Source organism: Ensifer sp. 2TAB8 (assembly GCF_052115125.1).
Lineage (GTDB): Bacteria > Pseudomonadota > Alphaproteobacteria > Rhizobiales > Rhizobiaceae > Ensifer.
This window is the reverse complement of sequence record NZ_JBFRGB010000004.1, coordinates 36,477-56,368: the sequence shown is the minus strand read 5'-3', so window position 1 is coordinate 56,368 and position 19,892 is coordinate 36,477. Positions and strand designations below refer to the sequence as shown.

At 62.5% G+C, this 19,892-nt stretch carries 17 protein-coding genes; 8 read left to right on the top strand and 9 right to left on the bottom strand.

The features are described 5' to 3' along the window. Positions 1-18: 18 nt before the first annotated feature. The 7 genes from AB4Z53_RS09855 to AB4Z53_RS09825 all read right to left on the bottom strand — a co-directional run bounded on the left by AB4Z53_RS09855 (position 19) and on the right by AB4Z53_RS09825 (position 7,976). Complete coding sequence (locus AB4Z53_RS09855) at positions 19-1,131, bottom strand: ABC transporter permease (protein WP_441595689.1); 1,113 nt, start codon at positions 1,129-1,131, stop codon at positions 19-21. A gap of 1 nt (position 1,132) precedes the next feature. Next, positions 1,133-2,281: an ABC transporter permease gene (locus AB4Z53_RS09850; protein WP_441595688.1), complete on the bottom strand. Its 1,149-nt coding sequence runs from the start codon at positions 2,279-2,281 to the stop codon at positions 1,133-1,135. Further along, complete coding sequence (locus tag AB4Z53_RS09845) at positions 2,278-4,008, bottom strand: ATP-binding cassette domain-containing protein (RefSeq protein ID WP_441595687.1); 1,731 nt, start codon at positions 4,006-4,008, stop codon at positions 2,278-2,280. The genes AB4Z53_RS09850 and AB4Z53_RS09845 overlap by 4 nt, the downstream gene beginning before the upstream one ends. Beyond that, positions 4,005-5,012 (bottom strand): secretion protein HlyD, encoded by a 1,008-nt coding sequence (gene hlyD, locus AB4Z53_RS09840; protein ID WP_441595686.1) that lies wholly within the window; start codon positions 5,010-5,012, stop codon positions 4,005-4,007. Before hlyD ends, AB4Z53_RS09845 begins: the two co-directional genes overlap by 4 nt. Then, positions 5,009-5,713, bottom strand: coding sequence for a CerR family C-terminal domain-containing protein (locus AB4Z53_RS09835; protein WP_441595685.1), 705 nt, complete (start codon positions 5,711-5,713; stop codon positions 5,009-5,011). The genes hlyD and AB4Z53_RS09835 overlap by 4 nt, the downstream gene beginning before the upstream one ends. Before the next feature lie 239 nt (positions 5,714-5,952). Next, positions 5,953-7,305, bottom strand: a complete 1,353-nt coding sequence (locus AB4Z53_RS09830) for a sensor histidine kinase (RefSeq protein WP_441595684.1) — start codon at positions 7,303-7,305, stop codon at positions 5,953-5,955. Further along, the gene (locus AB4Z53_RS09825; protein ID WP_113535118.1) at positions 7,302-7,976 is read right to left on the bottom strand and encodes a response regulator transcription factor; all 675 of its coding nucleotides are present in this window, start codon (positions 7,974-7,976) and stop codon (positions 7,302-7,304) included. The genes AB4Z53_RS09830 and AB4Z53_RS09825 overlap by 4 nt, the downstream gene beginning before the upstream one ends. A gap of 242 nt (positions 7,977-8,218) precedes the next feature. Here AB4Z53_RS09825 and AB4Z53_RS09820 point away from each other — a divergent pair, with 242 nt between their 5' ends. The 4 genes from AB4Z53_RS09820 to AB4Z53_RS09805 all read left to right on the top strand — a co-directional run bounded on the left by AB4Z53_RS09820 (position 8,219) and on the right by AB4Z53_RS09805 (position 12,224). Then, complete coding sequence (locus tag AB4Z53_RS09820) at positions 8,219-9,964, top strand: phosphoethanolamine transferase (protein ID WP_441595824.1); 1,746 nt, start codon at positions 8,219-8,221, stop codon at positions 9,962-9,964. A gap of 159 nt (positions 9,965-10,123) precedes the next feature. Beyond that, positions 10,124-10,495 carry a hypothetical protein gene (locus tag AB4Z53_RS09815; protein WP_441595683.1) on the top strand — a complete coding sequence of 124 codons (372 nt, stop codon included), beginning with the start codon at positions 10,124-10,126 and terminating at the stop codon, positions 10,493-10,495. Between the two features lie 265 nt (positions 10,496-10,760). After that, positions 10,761-11,429 carry a metallophosphoesterase family protein gene (locus AB4Z53_RS09810; protein ID WP_113535115.1) on the top strand — a complete coding sequence of 223 codons (669 nt, stop codon included), beginning with the start codon at positions 10,761-10,763 and terminating at the stop codon, positions 11,427-11,429. 141 nt (positions 11,430-11,570) lie between these two features. Then, on the top strand, positions 11,571-12,224 hold the full coding sequence (locus AB4Z53_RS09805; protein ID WP_419195855.1) for an HAD family hydrolase: 654 nt from the start codon (positions 11,571-11,573) through the stop codon (positions 12,222-12,224). 54 nt (positions 12,225-12,278) lie between these two features. Here the strand turns inward: AB4Z53_RS09805 and AB4Z53_RS09800 are convergent, their stop codons facing one another. Both AB4Z53_RS09800 and AB4Z53_RS09795 read right to left on the bottom strand, forming a co-directional pair. After that, a complete protein-coding gene (locus AB4Z53_RS09800; protein ID WP_441595682.1) occupies positions 12,279-13,868 on the bottom strand; it encodes an ABC transporter substrate-binding protein in 1,590 nt (529 codons plus the stop codon). Between the two features lie 157 nt (positions 13,869-14,025). After that, complete coding sequence (locus AB4Z53_RS09795) at positions 14,026-14,712, bottom strand: GntR family transcriptional regulator (protein WP_441595681.1); 687 nt, start codon at positions 14,710-14,712, stop codon at positions 14,026-14,028. Between the two features lie 241 nt (positions 14,713-14,953). Here AB4Z53_RS09795 and AB4Z53_RS09790 point away from each other — a divergent pair, with 241 nt between their 5' ends. From AB4Z53_RS09790 to AB4Z53_RS09775, 4 genes are all read left to right on the top strand, one after another. Further along, the gene (locus tag AB4Z53_RS09790; RefSeq protein ID WP_441595680.1) at positions 14,954-15,985 is read left to right on the top strand and encodes an amino acid ABC transporter substrate-binding protein; all 1,032 of its coding nucleotides are present in this window, start codon (positions 14,954-14,956) and stop codon (positions 15,983-15,985) included. A gap of 178 nt (positions 15,986-16,163) precedes the next feature. Further along, complete coding sequence (locus AB4Z53_RS09785; protein WP_113535110.1) at positions 16,164-17,312, top strand: ABC transporter permease subunit; 1,149 nt, start codon at positions 16,164-16,166, stop codon at positions 17,310-17,312. Between the two features lie 3 nt (positions 17,313-17,315). Then, positions 17,316-18,422 carry an amino acid ABC transporter permease gene (locus AB4Z53_RS09780; protein ID WP_113535109.1) on the top strand — a complete coding sequence of 369 codons (1,107 nt, stop codon included), beginning with the start codon at positions 17,316-17,318 and terminating at the stop codon, positions 18,420-18,422. After that, positions 18,415-19,857, top strand: coding sequence for an amidohydrolase family protein (locus AB4Z53_RS09775; protein WP_441595679.1), 1,443 nt, complete (start codon positions 18,415-18,417; stop codon positions 19,855-19,857). Before AB4Z53_RS09780 ends, AB4Z53_RS09775 begins: the two co-directional genes overlap by 8 nt. Positions 19,858-19,892: the final 35 nt, after the last annotated feature.

Sequence of the window (19,892 nt, the reverse complement as noted above, 5' to 3'; positions counted from 1 at the left end):
TGGCTGGAGTTRCTCCGGTTACTCCAGTCGACGGCGGAAGAGCCAGGAGGCGGCCGAGAGGGTGACGATGGCGATCATAAACAGTGGGATCGTCTGCCGCGCCACCTCGACCGCCGGAATGTCCTTGAGGAACACACCCTTCACGATCACGAGGAAATAGCGTAGCGGGTTGATGTAGGTGATCGGCTGCAGCCAGGTGGGCATGTTCTCGATCGGCGTCGCGAAGCCCGAGAGCAGCATCGCCGGCACCATGAAAAGGAAGGCGCCGAGGATCGCCTGCTGCTGCGTCATCGAAAGGGCCGAAATGAAGAGGCCGAGGCCGACGACGGAGGCGAGATAGAAGATCGCGCTGCCATAGAGCAGCAATAGCGAGCCGCGCAACGGCACCCCGAAAATGAAGACTGCCGCCAGGATATAGATGGTGATGTGGAAGAGGCCAATCATCATTGGTGGGATCAGCTTGCCGATCAGGATCTCATGTGTCCTAAGCGGCGAAACCATGAGCTGGTCGAAAGTGCCGAGCTCGCGTTCGCGGGCGATCGACAGCGCGGTTACAATGAGGCCGATCAAAAGCGCTATGCTCGCGACCAGGTTCGGCACCATGAACCATTGATAGGTGAGGTTCGGATTGAACCAGTTACGCGCGACGACGGTGACTGCGCCGGAAGCCATGCGCTTGCCGGCCGGCGTTTCGGCGGCAAGCGTTCCCACGATGCGGCTCAGATAGCCGGCAACGATCTGCGACGCGTTTGAGCGGCGCCCGTCGAGGATGAGCTGTACTTCGGCCGGCCGGCTCGCTTCGATCTCGCGCGAGAAGGTGGGGCCGATCTCGATCGCGGCAATGACGGTTTGCGTGTCGATTGCCGCGCGCACCTCGTCGGGGCTGTTGGTGAAGCGAATGCTGCGGAAAGTCGGCGACCCCTGGATTCCCTCAACGAGGTCCTGGCTCCAGTGGCCATTGTCGCGGTTCAGCACCATGACGTCGACATTCGTCACTTCGAGCGTTGCGGCATAGGAAAACACCAGCAGCTGCAGGATCGGCGGGACGATCAGCACCGTGCGTCCCTTGGGATCGCGCAATACCGCCAGCAATTCCTTGACGATCAGCGCCTTCAGTCTTGTCCACCACATCTCAGCCAATCCTCTTGCGGGTGCTGCGGGCAGCGAGCGCGAAGAATACGCAGCCGATCAGGAGCATGACCGCGATCGCACGCGTGAACATCGGCCATATGTCGCCGGCAAGGAACACGGTCTGCAGGCTCGGGATCAGATAGCGGGCCGGCACGACGAAGGTGATCCATTGAATGACCCTCGGCATCGAGTTGATTTCGAAGAGAAATCCGGAGAGCAGGAACGCCGGCAGGAAGGCTGAGATCAACGCGAGCTGCGAGGCGAGAAACTGGTTCTTGGTCGCCGCCGAGATCAGCAGGCCCTGGCCGAGCGCCGGCATCAGGAAGGTTGCCGACAGCGCATAGAGCGCTGCGACGGAGCCGCGGAAGGGGACGCCAAAAAGGAAGACGGCAAGCAGCACGCACAGCGTCATCGAGGTGAGGCCGAGGATGAAATAGGGTAGCAGCTTGCCGGCCAAGAGTTCGGCGGCCGAGACGGGGGTGGCCATCATCGCCTCCATCGTGCCGCGTTCCCATTCGCGGGCAACGACAAGTGAGGTCAGCAGTGTGCCGACCAGCGTCATGACGATGGCGATCGATCCGGGTACGAGGAAGTTTCGGCTGGCCAGCTCCGGATTGAACCAGAAGCGCTGCTCGGCCGAAATTGCGGGTGGTCGTCCGGCTCCTTCGCTCAAACGCTGGCGCTCCCAGTTGGCAAGGGTCGCCTGCGCGTAGTTCTGCACGAAGTTGGCGGTGTTGGGATCGGAACCATCGACGAGCACCTGCACCGTCGGATGGCGTCCGGCAGAATAGTCCGCCGTAAAGCCGGCGGGGATCACGACAATGCCGCGCACGCGGCCGAGCACCAGATCCTCTTCGAAATCCCGTCGGTCGCGACCGACCGTCACCTTGAAATAGCGCGACGCCTGAAAACCGGCGGCGAGATCTCGCGTCAGCGGCGCTTCCTCTTCGATGACGAGCCCGACGCGGGTCTGCGTCGTGTCGAGCGATACGCCGTAGCCGAAGAGAAAGAGCAGAATCATCGGCAGCACGAAGGCAATCAGGATGCTGCTCGGGTCGCGAACGATCTGGTAGCTTTCCTTGCGAACCAGCGCGGCAAAGCGCCTGGCCCGGGCGGCCCGGCTTTCCATGGTTGAGGTCTGTGCGCTCATGCCGCCTCCTTTTCCTCCGAACCCTGAACCAGGGCGATGAAGGCATCCTCCATCGTCGGGTCCGGAAGCTTGTCGCTGGCGACCTGGGCCTTCAACTCATCCGGTGAGCCGAGCGCGATCGACTTCCCGCGATAGATGAGGGAGATGCGATCGCAATACTCGGCCTCGTCCATGAAGTGCGTGGTCACGAGCACTGTGACGCCCTTTTCGACCAGCCCGTTGATGTGGGTCCAGAATTCGCGCCGCGTGATGGGGTCGACGCCGGAGGTAGGTTCGTCGAGAAACAGTGCTTCCGGCTCATGCAGCACGGCGCAGGCAAGGGCCAGCCGCTGCTTGAGCCCGAGCGGCAAATCCTTGGCCGACATGTCGAGAAGACGGCCGAAGGCGAAGATATCGGTCATCAGCTGGATGCGTTCGCGCTTGCGCGTGCCGGAAAGCCCGTAGACACCGGCGAAGAAACTGAGGTTCTGCGCGACGCTGAGGTCGCCATAGAGCGAGAACTTCTGCGCCATGTAGCCGAGCCGATTGCGTGCCTCGGCCGCATCGCGGCGGAGATCAAAGCCGGCAACGCGGCCTTCGCCGGCCGAGGGTTTCAGCAAACCGCAGAGCATCTTGAACGTCGTCGATTTGCCGGCGCCGTTGGGGCCGAGAAGTCCGAAGATCTGGCCGCGTGGAATGTCGAAGGTGATGTCGTCGGCTGCGGTGAAGTCGCCGAAGCGTTTCGTCAGGCCGTGGGCCTCGATGACGGGTTTGCTGTCTTCCACTGTGAAAGGTGTCTGCGTTTCCGCCAATTTCGAGCGACCACGGGGACCGCCGCCGAGCATGTCGATGAAGGCATCCTCGAAGCGGGGAGGCGTGGTCGTCACCGCAGGCGTCGACGAGCCATCGTCCGGTGCCGGTGGCTTGGTGTCGGGCTTCATCACCAGTCGGATCGCTTCACCCTGGATGACACCGTCGACCACATCGTCGTCATCGAGAAAGCGCGCGAGCTTCTGGCGCCGCCCATGCGCGATGCCCGAAACCTTGAAGACGCGTTCGGCGACGCGCGCGGTCAGCTCGGCAGGACTGCCGGCAAAAAGCAACTTGCCTTCGTTCAGCAGCAGAACACTGTCACAGGCCTCGGCTTCGTCGAGATAGGCCGTCGACCAGACGACGCCGATACCTTCGGCCGTCAGGTTCTCGACCATCTTCCAGAGATCGCGGCGGGAGATCGGATCGACGCCGACGCCCGGTTCGTCGAGGAGGAGCAGACGGGGCTTGCGCAGCAGCGCGCAGGCGAGGCCAAGCTTCTGCTTCATGCCGCCGGATAGCTTTCCGGCAAGGCGCGCGGTGAAGCGCTTAAGGTCGGTGAATTCGAGCAGCTCGTCGAATGTCGCCGGACGCTCGGCGAGCGGCAGGCCGCGCAGATCGGCGTAAAGGTTCAGGTTCTCCTGAACGGAAAGATCCTCATAGAGGCCGAAGCGCTGCGGCATGTAGCCGATCGCCGCCTGGATGTCGGCGGCGTTGGTCACCGTGTCAAAGCCGAGAACCTCGACCTTGCCGGCGTCCGGCGCCATCAGCCCCGTCATCAATCGGATGAGCGTGGTCTTTCCCGCGCCATCAGGGCCGACGAGCCCGGTAATCCGCCCGCCGAGGATTTCGCCGTCGATGTGGTCGAGCGCCGGCGGGGCATAGCCGAAGCGCTTGACCACGTCCGCGATCCGGACGAACGGTGTTTCGTCGCTCATCGTTTTGCCTCTGCGGCTTCGGGCAGGTGCACCGTCACCGGCATGCCCTGCCTGAGATCGGGACCCGGCTTGTCGACGACGATGCGCAGGCGATAGACGAGATCGGTTCTGAGTTCCGGCGTTTCCACTGACTTCGGGGTGAACTCGGCGACAGGCGAGATAAAGCCTACCGTGGCCTTGTAGGGGCGCTCCGGTGCAGTGTCCGAGGTGATCTCGACGGCCATGCCCGGATGCACCCGGCCAAGATCCGGTTCCGCGACATAGGCCCGCACCCAGACGGGTTCGTTCAGCGAGACGACATAGACCATGTCGGAGGGCGCGACGATTGCGCCGACTTCGCGAACTCGGGAGAGCACGGTCCCAGCATTCGGAGCGAGAAGGCGCGTGTCCGAAAGCGATGTGCGGGCGCTCTCGAGCTTGGCCTCGGCCGCCAGGACCTGTGCCTGAGCCGCCTCGATATCTTCGATCCGGCTCCCTTCTTCGAGGAGCGCCAGCGCCTCGCGGGCGGACGTGGCGCGCGCCGCGGCTGCCGCCCTGTTGGCGTTCGCCTCGTCGAGATTGGCCTGGGAAATTGTGCCATTCGGCCGCAACTGCCGGGCGCGCTCGTAGGCGAGGTCGGCATTTTGCAGGTCGGCGACGCGTTCGTCGTGGGCGGCACGGGCCTGGGCGATTTCGGTTGGTCGAGCGCCCGCCTTCAGTTTCGCAAGGTTAGCCTTGAGCGCGCCGAGTTCGGCTTCGGCTGCCGCGACTGCCTGTTCGAACGGAACGGCGTCGAGGGTTGCAAGGACATCGCCGGGCTTCACCGCGTCCCCCTCATCGACCGCGAGGCTCGCGATGCGGCCATTGACGCGGAAACCCAAGGAGACCTGGCGGATATCGACATTGCCGTAAAGCACAGAGGTTCGCATCGTCTCGGTCCAGCCGAGCCGCTGGGGCACGTCGAACCACCAGCCGCCGGCGGCGGCGCCGGCGAGCAACAGAAGGGCGATTGCGGGCTTGTTCATGACCGCCCCTCCTTCGTGCCGCCCAGTGCGGCGACAAGTTCGGCGACGTGACGACGCAGCATGTCGAGTTCGTCGGAGCCGACGGCCTGCCAGTTCATCTGCCGGAGCATGGCGGCATGGGCCATGCGGAAGACGAGGATGCTGCCGACGAAGGAGAGGGTCTTCAGGCGGACATGTTCGGATTGCGGCGGCTCAGCGAGGATGGTTGCGACCAATCTGCCGGCCATGCCGATCATCGGACCCATGACGTTGGTATAGACCCGTTCGAAAGCTTCGGTCGGCTCCATCTGCTCGCGAATGATGAAACGCGCCCAGCTCTCGGACTGCCGGCTGACAAAGATCGCGACCATGTGTTGCGCCATCTGGGTCAACAACTCGCGGGCTTCTTCGGTCGACATCGCCTGGCCTTTGGCGTCGAGGCGGGCAAGGCGCTCGAGGATCACGTTTCTAAGAGCGCCGACGTGGCCGACGATAATCGACGCCAGGTGTTCCGCTGCGGCAATGTAGAGGCCTTCCTTGCCGCCGAAATAGTAGGGGATCGCCTGCAGGTTCACGCCGGCGGTTTCCGCAAGCATGCGTGTGCTGGCGCCATCGAAGCCGTAGCGGCCGAAGACATCGATGGAACTCGTCAGAAGCTTCTCGCGAGTGACGTCGCCGCGGTCCTGCTTGGGTGTTTGGGTCGAGGTTTTGTTCTTCATCATGTCTTTAAATTACGTCATTCCATTGATTAAGTCAATCGAATGAATTTTAACTTGAAGGCGGTCTTAAAGTCCGCTTTCGGTCCTGGCAATCGGTGGATCAAGGAAGCGTCCGCGGTCTCGATCGAGCGACGTGAGGGCTTGGTGTGAAACTGCCATGTGGCGCAGACTGGCGCTCACTGCGACCGAACGCGCGCACAAGGGGAGAAGCATGTCGGGCAGATCAGGCCGTTAGGCGATGCCTAGACTGCGGCCGAAAAATCTATCGAGATCTTGGTACCGCGCTCCGGGGCGGTATCGATCGCGATGGTTGCCTGGTGCAACTCGCTGATGCGGCGGACAATCTTCAAGCCGAGCCCGAGCTGGCCGGAACTCTTCACGTAGCCGAGGTCTTCGTGGTGTTCGGGCAGGTCGACAAGCCCCTTTCCATTGTCCTCGACCGAGACGACCGGGCCGGGACCGCACGCAAGAATGATGCGCGTGCCCGGAGGATTGTGCTTGACGGCGTTCTCGATCAGGTTGCGCAGCATGTTCTCGACCAGCGCCGGGATAGCCGTGACCGGCGGCGTGCCGTCGTCGACGAATTCGAGCGACTTGTCGTGGTCGAAGACGAACGGCGCGATGGCTTCGGCAACTGCGGCTCCGATCTGAGACAGGCTGGTGCGCTGATAGGCGGCGGGATCGACCGCGTCGGCCCTTGCCAGAGAGGTGAGCTGCTCCAGAATATGGGTCAGAGCGTCGAGGTCCCTTTCGGCGTTGCGGGCCCTGGGGTCATTGATGCGGCTCAACTCCATCTTGGCGATCGAGACCGGCGTCCGGATCTCGTGGGCGATCGAGGACGAGAACAGTTTTTGCGATTGGATGAGATCGGCAACGCGCGTGAGCATGCGGTTGACAGCGGTGACCAGCCGCGCAATCTCCTGCGGCATCCGCGTCACCGGCAGGCGCGCTTTGCCGTCGCGCGGGTCCAGTGCGTCGGCTGCCTGGGCCGCCATAGCCACGGGCTTCAGTGCACTGCGAATGGACCAGATGGTGGCACCAATGACAAGGCAGAACATTAGTGTCATCGGCACGATCATGGAATCGAACATCTCGTGCAGCAGAGCCCCATACACGAAGCCGTTCGGATCGTTGAGGATCGCAAGTTCGATGAGCACGGTGGTGCCGCCCCGTTCAAAAGTCTGGCCACCGGCGACACTGAAGGGTTTGCCTGGGGCGATCAGCCGCTTCCAGAACTGCGGCGCGTCAACGCCGACGGGCAGGAAATGTTGGGCGCATTCGCTGGTGCAGTTCGAATAGACGATGACGCCCGCGGCCGTGCGGATACGAAGGAAGATCGCGCCATCGTCGTCACGGCGGTCCTGATAGCGCTCGCGCATCTCATGGTTGGGTTCATAGGTCACGACGCCATTGCGGACTTGAACATGGGCCGCGAGGTTCTCGGTTTCCTGCTGGAGCATGAGGACGCTCAGCTTTTCGTCGTCGAACCAGTAGTCGGCGAGGACGACGCCGATCTGGATGGCCATGGCAACCAGCGAAAAGGCGATGATGCGGCGGGCGACGATGCCGATCAGCGACGGATTGCGGGGTTTCATGAGGCGCGCCTGAGCAGATAGCCGATACCGCGTACGGTCTCTATCTGCACGCCGGTGTCAAGCGGCTGCAGGCGCTTGCGCACGCGCGAAACCGCAAGCTCAAGCGCATTGGGCGTGACTTCCTGGCCATATTCGGAAAGCGCCGTTTCGAGCTTGCGCTTTGGCACCACGCGCCCCACTTCGCGCATCAGGATTTCCATCAGCGACCGCTCGCGCGGCGGCAACGGCACCACGGTGCCGTCGCAGGTGAGGTCTGCAGTCGCCGGATCATAGCGCAAGGCACCAGCCTCCAGCACGGGCTGCACCGCCTGTGGGTTGCGACGGAGCATGGCGCGGCACCGGGAGAGAAGCTCCCGATGATGGAACGGCTTTACCAGATAGTCGTCGGCGCCGGCATCGAGCCCGGCGATGCGTTCGTCGACGGATCCCTTGGCAGTGATGATCAGCACCGGCAGTCCGGGATAGTCGTGCCGGAGGCGACGAAGCAGGGATAGGCCGTCGCCGTCGGGCAGGCCGAGATCGAGCAGCACGAGGTCGTGCTCGCGGCCTGCGATAGCCGTTTCGGCGTCCGCAACGGTTGAAACGGAATCGAGGCGCCAGCCAGCGTCCCGCATGGTTTCTCCGACCAGTTCTACCAGTCGCGGGCTGTCTTCAACCAGGAGCAGGCGCATTGAATCGTCTCGATATTACAGGGGCCGCTGGCGACCATATGGGCTTTCGCGCGGACTGCCAACTCCCGGTCGCAATACCCACCACCGCGTGCATAAAACTATCGATGAGCAATCTTGACGGGGTTTGGACAGGTTGCACGTCGTATCTCGACTGGTGAGGGGGAGGCTGCGACTGAACAGGTGGCCGTATCGCGGTCTCCGCTTCGACTGAAATGCCTGCGCCTGTATCGATCGTCTCGGATATGATACAGTTGCGGCTGGAGACGATTGCTTTGACATTTTTGAGAATTCGCCGGCCAGAGATTGGTGGTATCGCTCTGAGCGCGCTCGTTAGCGCCTATCTGCTTGTTGGCACCAATAAATCCTTCTGGACGCATACGTTTGCCTATTTCAACGATTCCGTCGTGGCGCTTGTATCCTTCAGCGCGGCGCTTTGCCTGCTGACTTTTGCCGGGTTCACGTTGGCTTCCGTCAAATATGTGATGAAGCCTGTGTTGATCTTCTTCATCATGGTGTCGGCGTCTGCCTCCTACTTCATCGACACATTCGGCGTCATCATCGACAAGGACATGATCGGCAATGCGGCCGTGACGACACAGGCGGAAGCCGGCCACCTCTTGACCGGCAGCCTGGCGATACACCTGCTGCTCTACGGTCTGCTGCCTTCACTTCTCGTCATCTGGCTCAAGGTCCGTCGTCGGCCCTTCCTTGCGAATGCGGCCGTCAATCTTGCGGTGATCATCCCCTGTCTCATCGTCAGCAGCGGGCTGGTCTATGCGAATTTTGCGAACGTCGCCTACGTCATTCGCGAGCACAAGGACCTGATGAAGCGGTTCAATCCGACCGGGCCGGTCTCGGCGGCCGTCCGGTATGCCGCTTCGACCTACAAGGAGCGCAACATCGTCGTGCAGCCCCTTGGCATCGACGCCCGCCAGGGTCCGCGCATTGCGGCGGCCGGCAAGCCGGTGGTGGTCGTCGTCGTTGCCGGCGAGACCGCACGGGCAATGAACTTCTCCTTGAACGGCTACGGGCGCGAGACCAATCCCGAACTGAAGGCCCTCGGCGTCGTCAATTATACCGACACCACGAGCTGCGGGACCGCAACGGCGACCTCGCTACCTTGCATGTTCTCCGTCTATCCGCGCAGTGAATACAGCGATTGGAAGGCGCGTTCGACGGAAAATCTGATGAACGTGCTGACACGTGCAGGCGTCGCGACCACCTGGTGGGACAACAACACCGGCAGCAAGGGCATTGCCGATCTCATCAATTTCGCCAGCATGACCAACCAGAAGAACAGCCCGCTCTGCAAGAACGGGGAATGCCTGGATGAAATCTTCCTCGGCGAACTCGACAAGAAACTTCAGGCGACGACTTCCAACAGCGTGATCGTTCTCCACCAGCTCGGTAGCCACGGCCCTTCCTACTATCTGCGCTACCCTGAAAGGTTCCGCCGGTTCACGCCGGATTGCCGCACGCCGGAGCTGATGAAGTGCTCGGTCGCCGAGATCACCAACGCCTACGATAATACGATCCTCTACACCGATTACGTGCTGGCAAGCGTCGCGCGTCTGCTGGAGAAGCATCAGGACCGTGTCGCCGGCGCGATGATCTACATGTCCGACCATGGCGAGTCGCTCGGCGAAGACGGCATCTATCTGCACGGTGCGCCTTACGCCATCGCCCCACGCGAACAGACGCAGGTGCCTTTCGTCGCCTGGTTCTCGAAGCCCTATCAGGCGGCCATGGGGGTCGACGCGGCCTGTCTCGCCAAGGACACGGCACAGCCCAAGTCGCACGACAATCTCTTCCATACCGTCCTCGGCATGATGAATGTCGAGACCAAGGTCTACAAGCAGGACCTCGACGCATTCGCGAACTGCACGAGGAAGCAGCCGGCAGGTGGCCCGGCATTCCAGTCCGCTGATACCGCCAAGGACCTGCCGGCCAATACGGCGCGCCCAGCCATCTCTCCCGGCGCACTCTGATCACAATCGCGACCACGGTCGCGATTTTTCTGCGGCTCACGGAACAAAAGCGCGTTTCGACGCTTCCTTGCATAGATGTCCTCGATACGTCCGGATGGTCGGCGACCTCCTTTTGCCAATCGGTCTGAAGGATCGAGGTGCTATTCGCAGGAGGATTGCATGCACGTCGTCGGTATACAGGTTTCCCCGGAAAGAGCCGGGCGGGCCGGGTTCAGCGTCGAATTCGTCGGCGATGGCGGGGAAGTGGTGACCGTGATGTGCCCGCAGGACAGTGCGGGCTCCTTGAATCGGCTCAATGCGGTCGCGAAGGCAAAGGATATGCTCAGAACAGCGCTGGACGCAGACGAAGAGCTTCAGTCTGTAAGCGGTGCGAAGGCGTCCACGCGCGGAGCGTTGCCGACTGCACGTCGGGCCCACGACCAGAATGTGATGGAAGAGCAACTCGATGAGGGGCTCGAAGACACATTTCCGGCGAGCGACCCGGTATCGATCGCCACGTCGACGATTGCAAAAGGCCACTCCCGCCGCTGAGGGGCCAACGACAATCCCGCCGTCCACCTGAAGACGGCGAGTGCGCTTTCGCGCCCTCGTTCGAAAGCGTACCTCCGCCCAGTTTCGGCCATTTCGGCGGACTATCGGCAAAATTGTCGGGCGTTTGGACGTGAGTCGGTTGTCTCAATCGACATCGCGCGCATACGTTTCGACGAAAGACTTGCTATAGTATTTTGATTTATCGATATTTTCCCTTGGATCGGCTCGGTTCGGGGGGCTTGGAGTATGTGTGGAGAGTAGACGTATGGCCGTCCGGCAACTCACCTTCGCAGTCGGCGACATTCATGGTTGCCTCGACCAGTTGCGCGTGCTTTTGCGCGAGATTGAAGCCTATGCGCCGACGGGCAGGGTGATCTTTCTCGGCGACCTGATCGACCGAGGGCCGGAAAGCCGCGGTGTCGTCGAGTTGGTCATGGCCGGCCCGTCCAAGCCCGGTTGGACCTGGCTGACCCTCAAGGGCAACCATGAGGAGATGCTATGGGGCGCCAGCAGCGGCGAGAGCGATGTTGATTGGTGGCTGATGAACGGCGGCCAAGAGACGCTGGTCTCCTACAACGGCGTCGTTCCCGGGCGGCATCTGAAGTGGATCAAGGAACTGCCGACGATCCTGGTCGAACGATACCGCATTTTCGTGCATGCGGGTATCGACGAGACGCTGCCGCTGGAGCAGCAAGGCGACGAGATCTTCCTGTGGATCAGGCGACCCGACGACTATTCCGGCGAATATTGGGGAAAGCATCTCTGCCATGGGCACACGCCCAGCCTGGCCAATCCACGCACCGTCGGCAACCGCACCAATGTCGATTCCGGTGCCGTCTTCGGCGGGGTGCTCTCCTGTGCCGTCTTCGATGACGATCAGCCGGGCGGCCCGATCGACTTCCTCATGACAACGCAAATCCAGGCTGCAAGCTGAGCAACATCGCTGGCGCATGCGGCGCAAATGTCATTGTGCGCCAGGCCATCCGGTAGTAGGTGTGCCTTCTCCATAGGGCGATGTCTGCTGCCGCCCGTTTCACCATCTCAGGGGATTGCCTTGGACGCCGCGCCTTCATCCGTGTTCACGAAGAATTTTGCTGCCCTGCTGTTCGATATGGACGGCACATTGCTGAACTCCATGGCCGTCGTCGAGCGCGTCTGGGGCGCCTGGGCGGTGCGCAACGGGATCGATCCGGTCGAGTTCATAAAGACCGTTCACGGTGTGCGCGCTGTCGATACGATCCGCAATCTCGAACTGGCCGATGTCGACCCGGAAAAGGAAGCCCATGATCTGGCGCTCGCAGAGATCGCCGATGTCGAGGGCATCGTCGAAATTCCGGGTGCCGTCGCCTTCCTGAATTCGCTGCCGGCGGAAAAATGGGCGATCGTCACGTCGGCGCCGCTCGATCTGGCGGTGCGCCGCCTTGCCGCTGCCGGCATCCCGACGCCGCAGCTGATGATTACGGGCGAAGATGTTTCTGCCGGCAAACCCGATCCGCAAGGGTATCGGATGGCTGCCGAGCGTCTGGGCGTGCGCCCGGAGGATTGCCTGGTCTTCGAAGACGCGCCCGCCGGCATTTTGGCCGGCATTGCGGCCGGCGCCGACGTCGTCGTTGTCACCGGCGCCCATGAAGCTGCAGAAGGTACTCCGCACCTGACGCTTGCCCGCTACCATGACATCGAGGTCGAACTCGCAAGCGACGGCATGCTGTCGCTGCGTCAGGCGCTCTGAACGCTTCAGACGAGCCGAAGGTCGTTGCTGACCTTCGGCTCTGCCCAATCCGGATCAGGCGTTGAGCCAGCACTTCGTCAGCGCGTGGCCGCCCATCAGTTCGCCGTTCGGATCATCGACCCAGCCGCCGACCTTGTCGCTGGTCGCGTCGATGTAGTTGTTGAACATCGGCACGATGACGCCGCCTTCGTCGCGCAGCATCACGGCGGCCTGGCGATAAAGCGCCTTGCGCTTGGTCGTGTCGAGTTCGCCGCGCGCGGTAAAGATGAGCTTGTCGAAGTCTTCGCGCTGGAAGCGCGTGTCGTTCCATTCGGCCTTTGACAGGTAGGCGATGGAATAGACCTGGTCCTGCGTCGGCCGCCCGGTCCAGTAGGACATGCTGAAGGGCTGCTTGTTCCAGACGTCCGACCAGTAGCCGTCGCCCGGTTCGCGCTTCAGGTCGATGGTGATCCCGCACTTGGCGGCGCTCATCTGGAAGAGCTGTGCCGCGTCGACCGCGCCGGGGAAGGCGACATCGGAAGTCCGCAGCAGCACTGCGCCGCTGTGGCCGGACTTCTTGTAGTGGAACTTCGCCTTTTCCGGATCGAATACCCGCTGTTCAATGTCGTTGTCGAAGAGCGGGTAGCCCTTGATCATCGGCGTGTCGTTGCCGACGGTGCCGTAGCCGGCGAGCACTTTGGCGACCATCTCTTCGCGGTCGACGGCGTATTTCAGCGCCAGCCGGAGATCGTTGTTGTCGAAGGGCGCCGTGTTGCAGTGGGCGATGAAGACATAGTGGCCCTTGCCCGGCACGTTGCGGATGACGACGCCCGGCAGGCGCTTGATCAGCGCGACGACCTTGGGCTCGATGCGGTTGATCATGTGGATCTGGCCGCTCTGGAGTGCTGCAGTGCGCGCGGTCGAATCGTTGATCACGGCGATTTCGATCTGGTCGGCATGGCCGCGCTCGGCAGAGCCCCAGTAGCCCTCGTGGCGCTCGGCAATGTGTTTGACGCCCGGCTCGTTGGAAACGACCTTGTAAGGGCCGGTGCCGATGCCCGCGGTCGGGTCGTCCTTGCCGCCGTTCGGCTGGATCATCAGGTGGTAGTCGCTGACGACATAGGGCAGGTCGGCGTTCGGTGACCGCAGCGTGACGACCACGCTGTCGCCGTCGGCCTTGATCGTTTCGAATTCCTGGACGAAGGGCAGGGCGGCCGACTTGGAATCGGCGTCGCCATGACGTTCAAGCGTTGCCACCACGTCGGCCGGGGTCAGTTCCTTGCCGTTGTGAAAGGTGACGTCCTTGCGGATCTTGAACCGCCAGGTCTTGGCGTCGGGCGTTGCCTCGTAGGACTCGGCAAGGCGGTACTCGATCTCACCGGCCGGCGAGACCTCGAGAAGCTGCTCCCCCCAGCAGCGCCCGAGCGTGTAGGGGACCTGGCTCGCCCAGGTCGCGGGATCAAGGCTGTTCGTCGATTCGCCGCCGACAAGGCCGGCTTTCAGCGTCCCCCCTTTGACCGGCCCGGCCGCACGGGCCGCCTGCCCGAGCAGCAGGTTCGCCGAGGCGACGGTCACGCCGAGCGCTGCTGCGCGCCCGAGAAACTCCCGTCTCGACAGCCTTCCTGCGGCTACCTGTTGGCTCATGAATTCCAGTTCTCTTGGCATGGCTCACTCCCTCCCTTGTAAGACCCGCCCGGCGCACCGGTATCGTTGCAGGATATTGGAGGCAGATATCGCGCCTGGATTCTTGCGGCGCGACAGTTGGTGCCGCAGATTGACTGAAGAACGTCGTGTCTTCGACCGCTGGCGGCGATGGGCGGGATCAACCCTTGCGGGCGTAACGTTGCAGAATGGCGGAGATATCCGGCTCGGCTTTGTTTACATCGAGTTCGGCGCGCAGCTCGACCGCATCAAGATGCTCGAGCATGATCCGTTCCGCCATGGCGGTGTCGCGCGACTGCAGCGCGCGGATGATGCGCACATGTTCGTCGACGGCGCACTCCGGCGAATGCAGTCGGGCGAAACGCGCAAGGATCAATGAGCAGCGCGAGACGATTTCCCGGACAAAGCGCGTCAGCGCCTGCGAGCCCGTGAGTTCGGCGAGCAGAATATGGAACTCGCCCGCGAGCCGGATCGACAGCGGGCCGTGATCGGAAAGGGCTGCCTCTTCCTCCTTCACGTGCTGCTCCAGCCGCTTGACGTCGGCGCTGCCGAGGTCGGCCACCAGCCGCCGGATCACCTCTGCCTCCAGCATGCGTCTCAGCGCGAAGATATCGCGGGCTTCCTCAAGCGTCGGCTCCGCTACGCAAGCGCCCTTGTTGGCTCTCAGATCGACAATGCCCTCGGCGTTCAGCCTGACCAGGGCCGCGCGAACGCTGGTACGGCTGACCTTAAAGTGATCGGCGATAGTGTCTTCGGAAAGCTTCGTGCCCGGCTTCAAGGCCTGCTCCAGGATCGCCTGGCGCAGGAGCTTGTAGACGACGTCGCTGCGGCTCGACTTCTCAGACAAGGTTGCCTCCCCTCAACGGGCCGATCGAGGACCGGCCGAACATGTCCAATATCCTCGATAGCTCCCGTCCACATGGTCGTCAATATTGTATACAATAATGTTGATGTTTGTATTCTCTTGTCGTATGCAATTGTTGGCGCTGAAAAACAACGTCGGTGCCGGCCGGTTCAGGAGGAGGCGTGCGAAGAGGATCGCGCGACCTGGGCAGGCGAAAACGAGGACAGCCAATGGGAGGGAACTCATGAAAAGCAGGATTCTGCAGCTCTGCGCGACGGTCGCGGGCATTGCGGTCGGACTTGTGGCGGCAACGTCTGCGAACGCGGCGACGACGCTCGAAACGGTCAAGGCGCGCGGCAAGCTGATCTGCGGCGTCTCGATGAGCACGCCGGGCTTTGCCACCGCTGATGCCAAGGGCCACATGGAAGGCTTCGACGTCGACGTCTGCCGCGCCGTGGCCGCCGCTGTCTTCGGCGATCCGGAGAAAGTCGATTTCGTTCTGACCAACATCAACACGCGCTTTCAGGCGCTTCAGTCCGGCGAAATCGACATGCTGTCGCGCCAGACGACCATGACCTTTTCGCGCGAAACGTCGCTCGGGCTCGATTTCGGCCCGACCGTGTTTTACGACGGCCAGGGGCTGATGGTGCCGAAGTCGCTCGGCGTCAACAGCGCCAAGGAACTGACCGATGCGGCGATCTGCACGCTGCCGGGCACCACGACCGCACAGAACCTCAGCGACTTCTTCCGCACGATCGGCGGCAAGTTCGAGCTGGTCGTCTTCGAAAACCCGGACGAAAACCGCAATGCCTTCTTCTCCGGCCGTTGCGAAGCGATCTCGTCCGACCGTTCGGACCTTGCTTCGATCCGCGCCGTCGCCAACAACCCGGACGACTACGTCGTCCTGCCGGAAACCATCTCCAAGGAGCCGTTGGCGCCGGCCGTTCGCCAGAACGACTCCAATTGGCGTGACATCGTATCCTGGTCCGCCTGGATGCTGATGGCGGCCGAAGAGCGCGGCATCACCCAGGCGAACGTCGACGAGATGGCCAAGAGCGAGGATCCGGAGATCCAGCGCATGCTCGGCGTCAACGAAGAACTCGGCAAGATGCTGAACCTCGACAACAAGTGGGGTTACAACATCATCAAGGGCGTCGGTAACTACGGTGAAGTGTTCGAGCGCAACCTCGGCACCAAGACTGCGCTTGGCCTGACGCGCGGTCCGAACACGCGCTGGAGCGAAGGTGGCCTGCTCTACGCACCGCCGTTCCGTTGAGGATTGACGGGCCCGCGCTTCGGTGCGGGCCCACCTCTCCCCATTCTGCCCTGGGCGGGATGAGGAAAGTGCGCGCGGTTTTCCGCCCGCACCCCGCTCTAAACGATGAAAATCGATCAGGTTTATGATTTTGGGTCGCGCCGACCCAAGATCATCATGCTCCAAGGGACGGGTGCCGATGCCCCTGTTTTATGACGCGCGCATTCGCGCCTATCTCTATCAAGTGATCGCCGTCGGCCTCGTCTTGCTCGTCGCCTGGGTGATGTTCAGCACCGCGAGCGCCAATCTTGCCAAGCAGGACATCGCGACCGGTTTCGGCTTCCTGGCGCGCCAGGCCGGCTTCGTCATTACGGAAACCGCGATCACCTACGAACCGACCGATACGATCGGTCGTGCGATCCTTGTCGGCATCGCCAACACGGTCAAGGTCTCGTTGCTCGCGGCGATCCTCGGCACCATTCTCGGCCTGCTCGTCGGCATCGGGCGGTTGTCGCACAATCCTGTTCTTTCGCGGCTGATGCTTGCCTATGTGGAAGCGCTCCGCAACGTGCCGCTGCTGCTCTATCTGCTGCTCTGGTACTCGCTGATCATCTCCACGTTTCCGCCGGTCAAACAGGCGATCCAGATGCTTCCGGGCGTATTCCTGTCGAATAGTGGCCTGGTCATGCCCGCGCTGCATTGGGAAAGTGGGTTTGCGGCACTGGTTACGGCATTCCTCGTCGGCATCGTTGCGGCCACTTTCGTTGCCCGGATGCTCGGCCGCCAGCGCGTCGTTAGCGGCAAGGACAGACCGGTCGCCTTGATCGCGACGATCGCATTTCTTCTGCCGCTCGTGGCGGTATTGCTGCTCGCCAACATTTCCGTCACCTGGGACGTGCCTGAACTCGGCCGGTTTCGCCTGAGCGGCGGCTATCACCTGCGTCCGGAGTTCGTGGCGCTTCTCCTCGGGTTGACGCTGAGCGTATCGGCAAACGTCGCGGAGATCGTCCGGGCCGGCATCCAGGCGGTCAGCAAGGGACAATGGGAGGCCTCGACGGCGCTTGGCCTGTCCCGCGCACGCACACTGAAGCTGGTGATCCTGCCGCAGGCGCTCAGAATCATTATCCCACCGCTGACGAACACCTATCTGACCGTCTTCAAGAACAGCTCGCTCGCGATCGCCATCGGCTATCCCGACTTGGTGATGGTCTCGAACACGATCATGAACCAGACCGGCCAGGCGATTGAATCCATTGCCATCTTCATGGGTGTCTATCTCGGTTTGTCGATCCTCATCTCTTTGGTGATGAACTGGTACAACGCCAAGGTCGCGCTGAGGGAGCGCTGAGCCATGACACAGATCGATACCCTCATCGGCGATCCGTCGCTTGCATCCCAGCGCGAAGCGCCACCGGCCCCGAAGGGCCGCTGGCTTAGCGCTTACTTCGGAACGCCGGGCAACGCGCTGATCACCATCCTGTGCCTTGGAACGATCTTCGCGCTCGCCAAGCTTGCGATCGGCTGGCTGTTCATCGACGCCACCTTTGTCGGCACGCCGGCGGAGTGCAAGGTGACGATCGGTGCCTGCTGGCCGTTTCTGTCAGCGAAGATGCGCTACATCTTTTTCGGCTTCTATCCCTTCGAGGAGCAATGGCGGCCGCTGACGGCGATGCTCCTGTTTCTCGGAGCCTGCATCGTTTCCATGGTCCCCAGGGTCTGGGGACGGGCCCTGTTGATCGCCTGGATCGCGGTCGTCCTCCCCGTGCTCTATGTGTTGATGGCGGGCGGGTACTTTGGCCTGACGGTCGTGCCAACGACGCAATGGGGCGGCCTGCCGCTCTCGTTCATGCTCTCCTTCATCGGGCTTGCCTGTGCGCTGCCGCTCGGGATCGCGCTGGCGCTCGCCCGGGCCTCCAGCCTTCCGGCAATCCGTATCCTGGGGGTGAGCTTCATCGAGATCGTGCGCGGCGTGCCGCTGATCAGCATCCTGTTCATGGCAACGGTCATGCTGCCGCTGTTCATGCCCAACGGCATCACCGTCGACAAGCTCATCCGCGCACAGGTGGCAATCATCCTCTTCGCCGCCGCCTATATCGCCGAGATCGTTCGTGGCGGCTTGCAGGCGGTGCCCAATGGGCAGGTGGAGGCCGGACATTCGCTGGGCCTCCACTATTGGCAGATCATGCGCAAGATCGTGCTGCCGCAGGCGCTGAAGAAGGTCATCCCGCCGCTCGTCAGCCTTTTCATCGGCTTCTTCCAGGACACGACGCTGGTAACCATCGTCGGCCTGCTCGACTTCCTCGACACCGTCCGCACCGCCATGCGCGATCCGGAATGGCAGGGTATCGCGGTGCTGGAAGGCTATGTCTTCGCGGCCGTCGTCTACTTCGTTTTCAGTGCTCTCATGGGAGCTTACAGCCGTTTCCTCGAACGATACTTCAGGACCACGCATGACTAAAGAGATTCACGTCATCCGCAATGTGCACACTCTCGTCGCCTTCGACAGCGAGCGTAACGGGCACGTCTACCTGCACGACGTCGACATCGCCTACGACGACAAAGGCTTTGTCCATGTCGGCGGTCGCTATGACGGGCAGTACCACAGCGAGAGTTCCGGCCGCGACCGGATGATCATGCCGGGTTTCGTCAACGTCCATTGCCATTCCGGCGAGGAGCCGATTTCCAAGGGCATTTTCGAGGACATGGGCACGGCGGCCCTTTGGGGCAATGCGCTCTACGAATACTCCAACCTTCTGGAGATCGATGACGACGCGATCGAGGCGTCGCTGACCGTCATGGTTGGCGACCTGATGCGCAGCGGCGTCACCACGCTGCTCGATATTGCAGGCCCGCACGAAAGCTGGCTGCCGACGCTCGCGCGAAGCGGCGCGCGTGCCTTCGTCGCGCCGGGCTTCCGCGAGGCACGGTGGCATGTGGAAGACGGCCACCGTCTCGACTTCCGTTGGGACAAGGCGCGCGGACGCGATGCCTTTCAGCGCGCTCTGGAGGTCGTCGATACGGCGACTGCCCACCCCTCGGGCCGCCTCGGCGGCGTCGTGGCACCGTCGCAGATTGAGACCTGCTCGCCGGAACTGTTGCAAGATGCGGTGGCAGCGGCGCGCAAGCGCGGCGTTCCGGTCACCATCCACGCGGCGCAGACCATGGCTGAGCACGAGGAGCTCCTGCGTCGGCACGGGCTGACGGCGGTTCAATATCTCGAAAGCCTGGGCTTGCTCGGCAAGGACCTGATCCTTGGCCATTGCATCTTCGTCGACAGCCACTCCTGGACGCGGCAGCGCACGGAAGTCGACCTGCGTCTCCTGGCCGATCGCCAGACCACCGTCGCCCACTGCCCGGTCACTTTCTCGCGGAGTGGCATGGCGTTGGAATCGGTCGGCCGCTATCGGCGTGCGGGCGTCAACGTCGCCTTGGGAACGGACAGTTACCCCTTCAATATGCTGGAAGAAATGCGCCAGGCGATGATCTGTGCACGGTTGTCCGGCAAGTCCGTCTTCGACGTGACGACCGGCGACATTCTGGAAGCCGCGACCATCGCCGGCGCGCGGGCGCTCGGCCGCGATGATATCGGTCGCATCGCCGTCGGCTCCAAGGCGGACTTCCTCGTGGTCGATCTTCGCCACCATGCGATGCAGCCGGTCTACGATCCGCTGCGCAGTCTCCTGCATTGCGCCGCCGAGCGGGCGATCGACCGGGTCTATGTCGATGGTACCTGTGTCGTCAGCGGCGGGCGGCCGACCCTGATCGACTATGACGGCGCGCTTGCAAAGCTTCAGGAAGCGCAGGACTACGCCTGCCGCAAGGCCCCCGAAAACGATCCGAAGGGCCGTGGGATGCGGACGCTGGCGCCACTCTCCCTGCCCACTGCCGGTTAGGGAAGGCCGTTGCCCGCCCTTCGATGCCTTCGAGA

Excerpts from the sequence above, each read along its gene's own strand:
- AB4Z53_RS09800 (WP_441595682.1), bottom strand. The coding sequence starts at position 13,868 with ATGCCAAGAGAACTGGAATTCATGAGCCAACAGGTAGCCGCAGGAAGG.
- AB4Z53_RS09845 (WP_441595687.1), bottom strand. The coding sequence starts at position 4,008 with ATGAGCGACGAAACACCGTTCGTCCGGATCGCGGACGTGGTCAAGCGC.
- AB4Z53_RS09790 (WP_441595680.1), top strand. The coding sequence starts at position 14,954 with ATGAAAAGCAGGATTCTGCAGCTCTGCGCGACGGTCGCGGGCATTGCG.
- AB4Z53_RS09825 (WP_113535118.1), bottom strand. The coding sequence starts at position 7,976 with ATGCGCCTGCTCCTGGTTGAAGACAGCCCGCGACTGGTAGAACTGGTC.
- AB4Z53_RS09785 (WP_113535110.1), top strand. The coding sequence starts at position 16,164 with ATGCCCCTGTTTTATGACGCGCGCATTCGCGCCTATCTCTATCAAGTG.
- AB4Z53_RS09815 (WP_441595683.1), top strand. The coding sequence starts at position 10,124 with ATGCACGTCGTCGGTATACAGGTTTCCCCGGAAAGAGCCGGGCGGGCC.
- AB4Z53_RS09850 (WP_441595688.1), bottom strand. The coding sequence starts at position 2,281 with ATGAGCGCACAGACCTCAACCATGGAAAGCCGGGCCGCCCGGGCCAGG.
- AB4Z53_RS09810 (WP_113535115.1), top strand. The coding sequence starts at position 10,761 with ATGGCCGTCCGGCAACTCACCTTCGCAGTCGGCGACATTCATGGTTGC.
- AB4Z53_RS09835 (WP_441595685.1), bottom strand. The coding sequence starts at position 5,713 with ATGATGAAGAACAAAACCTCGACCCAAACACCCAAGCAGGACCGCGGC.
- AB4Z53_RS09780 (WP_113535109.1), top strand. The coding sequence starts at position 17,316 with ATGACACAGATCGATACCCTCATCGGCGATCCGTCGCTTGCATCCCAG.
- hlyD (WP_441595686.1), bottom strand. The coding sequence starts at position 5,012 with ATGAACAAGCCCGCAATCGCCCTTCTGTTGCTCGCCGGCGCCGCCGCC.
- AB4Z53_RS09830 (WP_441595684.1), bottom strand. The coding sequence starts at position 7,305 with ATGAAACCCCGCAATCCGTCGCTGATCGGCATCGTCGCCCGCCGCATC.
- AB4Z53_RS09820 (WP_441595824.1), top strand. The coding sequence starts at position 8,219 with ATGATACAGTTGCGGCTGGAGACGATTGCTTTGACATTTTTGAGAATT.
- AB4Z53_RS09855 (WP_441595689.1), bottom strand. The coding sequence starts at position 1,131 with ATGTGGTGGACAAGACTGAAGGCGCTGATCGTCAAGGAATTGCTGGCG.
- AB4Z53_RS09775 (WP_441595679.1), top strand. The coding sequence starts at position 18,415 with ATGACTAAAGAGATTCACGTCATCCGCAATGTGCACACTCTCGTCGCC.